Genomic DNA, 5,884 nt, shown 5'->3' on the forward strand with positions numbered 1-5,884 from the left:
ACCGAGGGCGATTGCATTGAGGTGCCCTCTCAGTCAACCTGCCCACCCAACATGGGCATCCGGACCTACCGCACCATCGAGCGCGGCGCGGTGGTCTGGATCTGGATGGGTCAGGCCGAGCAGGCCGATGCGTCCAAACTTCCCGCGCAAGACTGGATGGCCGACGCCCAGTGGGAACGCTCACAGGGCTATCTGAGTTTGCAGGCCAACTACGTGCGCTTGCACGAAAACCTTCTGGATTTGACGCATTTGAGCTTTTTACACGCCAAAAGTTTCGGCACGCCCGATTACGCCAAAGCCGCGTTCGAAACGGAAATCGGTGATGGCCAATTTGCCTTGCTGCGCAACGTGGTGCCGACCACGCTGCCGCCTGTGTGGGGCGTTCCCACCGGCCTGACGGGTCAGGGCCAGGCGGCCCGCATCGTGCGCTCCGAGTTCCGCAGTCTGGGCCTGCACGAGGTGTCGGTGCTGTTTTACGACTGCCATCTGAGCGAGACGGAGCGACCGCAGTTTCGCATCCGCACGGCTCACATGCCTACGCCCGAGACCGCCACCAGCACGCATTACTTCATCGTGCACGGGCGAGACTTTGCGCTGGACGATCCAGGCACCACCCGCTTCATGCACGATCAACTGTTCGTGGCTTTTCAGGAAGATGTCGACGGCTTGGCGCTGCAGGAACTGGCCTTGGCCAGCACGCTCGCCGAAGATTTGTACGAATTCTCAGTCGTTGCCGATGCCCCTGCGGTGGCCATGCGCCGCCATGTGTTGGCGCGCCAGCAAAAAGAAGCCAAGGCCTGAGCCGACCAGGGCTTGATGCGCCAGCGTTTCAGGCGCTTGTGCCCATGGCCTCGCCCATGACGATGGGGCGGGTCGGTGTCCAGTCGGGGTTGAACCGCATCACCCCGCTCGGGAACAGCATCACCACCGTGGAGCCCAGCAAAAAGCGCCCCATCTCTTCGCCTTGAGCCAAGGAGATGCTGCCCATTTCGTAGGTCCATTCGCGCACTGTGCCTGGGCGCGGCGGGTTGACCACGCCGTGCCACACGGTGGCCATGCTGCCCACAATGGTGGCCCCCACCAGCACCATCACAAAGGGGCCGTGCTCGCTCTCAAACACGCACACCACCCGCTCGTTGCGGGCAAACAGGCCAGGCACGCCACAGGCGGTGGTCGGGTTGACGGAGAACAAATCGCCCGGCAAGTGAATCATGCGGGTCAAGCGCCCCGCGCAAGGCATGTGGATGCGGTGGTAGTCGCGTGGGCTGAGGTACAACGTGGCAAATTCGCCGTCTTGAAACTGCGCCGCCAAGGCCGCGTCGCCGCCCACCAAAGCGCGGGTGCTGTAGCTGTGGCCCTTGGCTTGGAAGACTTGGTCACCCGCAATCGGGCCGCACTGGCTGATGGCCCCGTCCACCGGGCTGACATACGCTGCGGTGGCCAATGGGCGAGCGCTGGCCTTGAGCGGGCGGGTGAAGAATTCGTTGAAACTCTTGTAACTGGTCGTGTCGGGGTTGGCGGCCTCCATCATGTTCACGTTGTAGCGCTTGACAAACCAGTTGATGATGCCCGTGGTCGCGCCGCCCCATTGGCTGTCCGCGACCCAGCCGGCAAAGGCGGTCAGGGCTTGTTTGGGCATCAGGTATTGCGGCAGGACGGCCAGGCGATCCGAAAAAGAGGGGGAACTTGACATGAAGGGGCCGCCAGCGCGGTGCAGGAGAAGGCCCTGATTTTATCGGTCACCCGCAAACCTGCTCAGGCATGTGGTCACGGGCACAATCCGGGCATGAACACCCCCTTGCTATCGGTCAGCCACCTGGTCAAACGCTACGGCGACGCCACGGTGGTCAATGACCTGTCTTTCCACATCAACCCCGGCGAATGCCTGGGCGTGATCGGCCCCAACGGTGCGGGCAAAACCACCACGCTGCGCATGTGCCTGGGCTTGTCCGAGCCGAGCAGCGGTCAGATCCGCTACTTCAATGGTCTGCAAATGCCGGGTGACGCCCTTGCCATCAAAGCCCGCTTGGGCGTGGTGGCGCAATCCGACACGCTGGACCCGGACTTCACCGCAGAAGAAAACCTGCTGGTGTTTGGTCGGTACTTTGGCATAGCCGACGCCGTGATCCGCGAACGCATTCCGCAACTGCTGGAGTTTGGCGCGCTCAGCCACAAAGCCAAAGCCAAACCCGGTGAGTTGTCGGGCGGCATGAAGCGTCGCCTGAGTTTGTCGCGCGCCCTCATCAACCACCCGCAGCTCTTGATGCTGGACGAGCCCACCACGGGCCTGGACCCGCAAGCGCGGCACCTGATGTGGGAGCGGCTGCAGTTGCTGCTGCAAGAAGGCAAATCCATCTTGCTCACCACCCATTTCATGGACGAGGCCGAGCGCCTGTGCTCACGCCTCTTGGTGCTGGACCAAGGCCGCAAGATCGCCGAAGGCAAACCGCGTGACTTGATCGCCGAGCACCTGGAGCCCGACGTGGTGGAGGTCTTTGGCCAAGGCGCTGTGCAGCTGGCGCAAGAGGCCAATTTGAAGGCGCTGGCCGGTCGGGTTGAGGTCAGCGGTGAGACGGTTTTCTTCTACACCCAAGACAGCCGGGCACTCATGCACGCCTTGGAAGCTTGGCCCGCCATGCGCACCTTGCACCGCCCTTCTAATTTGGAAGACCTGTTTTTGAAGTTGACCGGACGCCAGATTCGGGAAGAAGGCTGATCATGAGTCAAATCCACAACAACATCTGGGCCGCGCCCCGCCTGTCCATGCGCTGGTGGCCTGTGTTTCAGCGCAACTGGCTGGTCTGGAAAAAACTCGCCATCCCCAGCTTGGTGGGCAACATCGCCGAGCCACTCATGTGGCTGGTGGCCTTTGGCTATGGCATGGGCGCGCTCATTGGGCAGGTCGAGATGGGCGGCGAGAAGGTGCCCTACATTTTGTTCTTGGCCAGCGGCAGCATCTGCATGAGCGCCATGAACGCCGCCACCTTTGAGGCCTTGTATTCGGCGTTCTCGCGCATGCATGTGCAAAAAACCTGGGACGGCATCATGAACGCCCCGGTGCGGCTGGATGACGTGGTGCTGGCCGAAATGCTCTGGGCCGCGTTCAAGGCGCTGTTCAGCGTCACGGCCATTTTGCTGGTGATGCTCGCTTTGGGCATCAGCCACAGCTGGAAGCTGCTGGTGGCCTGGCCCGTGTTGCTGGGCGTGGGCATCACCTTCAGCTGCATGGCGCTGATCTTCAACGCGCTGGCCAAAGGCTACGATTTTTTTACCTACTATTTCACCCTGTTCCTCACGCCCATGATGTTCCTCTCGGGCATCTTTTTTCCGCGTGAGCAACTGCCCGCGTTTGTGCGCGTGATCGCCGATTGGCTGCCCCTCTCTGTGGCCGTTGATTTGGTGCGCCCGATGTTCTTGGACCGCTGGCCTGACGAGCCTGTGCGCCTGGTGGGGGTGCTGGCGCTGTTTGCGGGGGTGTCGTTTTGGATTGCGTTGGCCTTGACGCGCAAACGTTTTCGCAGTTGACGCTTGGCCGGCAGAGATGACAAAAGCACTGGAAAAAATGTGGACCGTGTTGCATGAGCGACAAGGGATCGCTGTTTCCGAAAAGAGCGTCTGAAACATGGGAATTTAATTTTTTTCAAAAAATCGGGGAATTTTTTTCAGGCTTGAGTTTTGTTTTTCCGCGTGAAATGCGGGTAATCACCAGTATTTTTGTTCTTTAGTTGTCATAAATTGGCATTTGATAATTCTTTTGCAAGGGTTTTATCAAACGTCGACAAGCCATCAACTTCACAGATCAACAACGGGAGATGACGATGAAAATGAACCGACTCAGTGCTGCTTTGCTCGCAGCCGCGCTGGCCACTGGGGTGCATGCCCAGTCCGGCAAAGACAACCTCAACACCATGAAGCAGATGAAGGTCGCCACGACCGATCTGAACATCCCGGTGGTGCCGCAAACCGGTCGCAACGCCGATGCGATCCGCAACAACCTGAAAAAGATCAAGTTGCCCGATGGCTTCAAGATCGAGTTGTACGCCGTGGTGCCCGATGCGCGCCACATGGCCATCGCGCCCTCCACCAACATGCTGTTTGTGGGCACCCGCAAAACCACCGTGTGGGCTGTGACGGACCGCAACAGCGACGGCATTGCCGATGAGGTGAAGTCGTTTGCGCCATCGCTCAACTTCAAGGTGCCCAATGGCGTGTGCTGGACCAAGGACGGTTTCCTGGTTGTGGCTGAACACAACCGCGTGCTGAACTTCCCAGCCGCTGAATTCTTCTACGAAGGTCCGGATGTGGCGGTGATCGAAGTGGTGCCGCAGGGCAAACTGATCCCGACCGAACACGAGTCTTACAACCACGGTGCGCGCACCTGCCGAGTCGGTCCTGACGGCAAGTTGTACATCACGCTGGGCCAGCCTTTCAACGTGCAGCCTGCTGACAAGGTCGACGAGTTCAACCGCCTGGGCATTGGTGGCATCGTGCGCATGGACCCCTTCAGTGGCGGTGGCCGCGAGGTCTTCAGCATTGGTGGGCGCAATTCAGTGGGCCAAGACTTCAACCCCAAAGACGGCACCCTGTGGTGGACCGACAACCAGACCGATGGTCTGGGCAATGACGTCCCGCCTGGTGAGTTGAACCGTTCTACCAAAAAGGGCGAGCACTTTGGCTATCCTTACTGGAATGGCAAGTTCAAGGTGGCGGGTTCCGCTGCTGCGCCCGATTTGAAGGACATGAAAGAGCCCGCCAATGCGGTCTTCCCCCAGATCGAATTCCCGGCGCACCAAGCGCAATTGGGCATGACCTTCTACACCGGCAACAAGTTCCCCGCCAAATACCGTGGTGGCATCTTTGTGGCCTCGCACGGTTCTTGGAACCGCAGCCCTGCCAGCGGCGCGCTGATCAACTTCGTTTCGCTGAAGGCTGACGGCACGGCCGACAAGTCCGAGGTGTTTGCCGAAGGCTGGTTGAGCCCTGAAACCGGCACCTACATCGGTCGCCCGGTGGATGTGGCGGTCATGAAAGACGGCTCCATGCTGATCTCGGACGACTTCGTGGGTGCGATTTACCGCGTGACCTACGGCAACTGATGCCGTGTTCGATGAAGGCACCCGCGCTTTGCGGGTGCCTTTCTTTCAAGGATGAAAAGGTCGAACATGTTTTCAGCAAAAGCAATCAGTTTCAAGAAACTGGGCTGGGCTCTGGTCATGAGCCCGGGTCTGGCTTTGCAGGCCCAGGCGGCAGACGCCAAAGCGGGGCAGGTCAAGGCAGGCATGTGCGTGACCTGTCACGGAGCCTTGGGCTTGTCCACCATGCCCAACGCCCCCCACCTGGCGGGGCAACCGGCCATTTACATTGAAGAGCAGCTCAAGCAATACCGCAGCGGCAAACGGGCCAACGAAGTCATGGCGGTGATGGCTAAGCCACTGACCGACAAGGAAATAGAGAATTTGGCTGCATGGTATGCGTCGATTCCGATCGAGGTTGGGCAACCCCGCTGAGGACCATCCCAGCGCGAGTATCCAGTCTCGAATGCAGGCGTGCGCTGTCTTTTGGCGTCGACACAGTTCCAGGGTTCACTGGAAAATGGTTTCTAGAGAAGGTGGACACAGGCTCAAGTCCTTGAACCCTCGGCAATTTCACTCACCCGCTGGCAACCCACACGATCATGAAATCCGTCCCCATGACCATTTCCCTCCGCACCAGCCAGAACCCCTCAGATTCTGCCCGGCTGGCCCCTGTGACCTGGGCCATCGCCCTGATGTGTGCCGCTGGCGCTCAAGCGCAATCGACCACGCCAGAAGCGGCCGACGCAGGGGCCTTGTCTCCCGTGGTGGTCAGCGCCGAGCGCGGTAGCGGCGGTTTGTGGCGCAGCGCC

The 5,884-nt window shown here is 60.1% G+C and carries 7 protein-coding genes; 6 read left to right on the forward strand and 1 reads right to left on the reverse strand.

Annotation, left to right across the window (positions count from 1 at the left end; translation table 11 throughout):
* The coding region (locus tag ACIQ47_RS14175; RefSeq protein ID WP_396438721.1) for an aromatic ring-hydroxylating dioxygenase subunit alpha at positions 1–801 on the forward strand (801 nt) is incomplete at its 5' end.
* 28 nt (positions 802–829) lie between these two features.
* On the opposite strand, the gene asd is transcribed toward ACIQ47_RS14175, so the two are convergent.
* The gene (gene asd, locus ACIQ47_RS14180; RefSeq protein WP_396438722.1) at positions 830–1,693 is read right to left on the reverse strand and encodes an archaetidylserine decarboxylase; all 864 of its coding nucleotides are present in this window, start codon (positions 1,691–1,693) and stop codon (positions 830–832) included.
* Positions 1,694–1,786: 93 nt separating this feature from the next.
* On the opposite strand from asd, the gene ACIQ47_RS14185 reads away from it, so the two are divergent.
* The 5 genes from ACIQ47_RS14185 to ACIQ47_RS14205 form a co-directional block, all read left to right on the forward strand.
* Positions 1,787–2,716: an ATP-binding cassette domain-containing protein gene (locus ACIQ47_RS14185; RefSeq protein WP_396438723.1), complete on the forward strand. Its 930-nt coding sequence runs from the start codon at positions 1,787–1,789 to the stop codon at positions 2,714–2,716.
* A 2-nt stretch (positions 2,717–2,718) separates the two neighbouring features.
* Positions 2,719–3,525, forward strand: a complete 807-nt coding sequence (locus ACIQ47_RS14190) for an ABC transporter permease (protein ID WP_396438724.1) — start codon at positions 2,719–2,721, stop codon at positions 3,523–3,525.
* 287 nt (positions 3,526–3,812) lie between these two features.
* Positions 3,813–5,096 (forward strand): PQQ-dependent sugar dehydrogenase, encoded by a 1,284-nt coding sequence (locus tag ACIQ47_RS14195; protein WP_396438725.1) that lies wholly within the window; start codon positions 3,813–3,815, stop codon positions 5,094–5,096.
* A gap of 66 nt (positions 5,097–5,162) precedes the next feature.
* On the forward strand, positions 5,163–5,507 hold the full coding sequence (locus ACIQ47_RS14200; protein ID WP_396438726.1) for a c-type cytochrome: 345 nt from the start codon (positions 5,163–5,165) through the stop codon (positions 5,505–5,507).
* A gap of 182 nt (positions 5,508–5,689) precedes the next feature.
* Positions 5,690–5,884 (forward strand): hypothetical protein (locus ACIQ47_RS14205; protein WP_396438727.1); only part of this gene is annotated, 195 nt, incomplete at its 3' end.

The sequence above is a fragment of the Limnohabitans sp. genome (assembly GCF_044373035.1).
In the GTDB taxonomy this organism is placed as follows: domain Bacteria; phylum Pseudomonadota; class Gammaproteobacteria; order Burkholderiales; family Burkholderiaceae_C; genus Limnohabitans_A.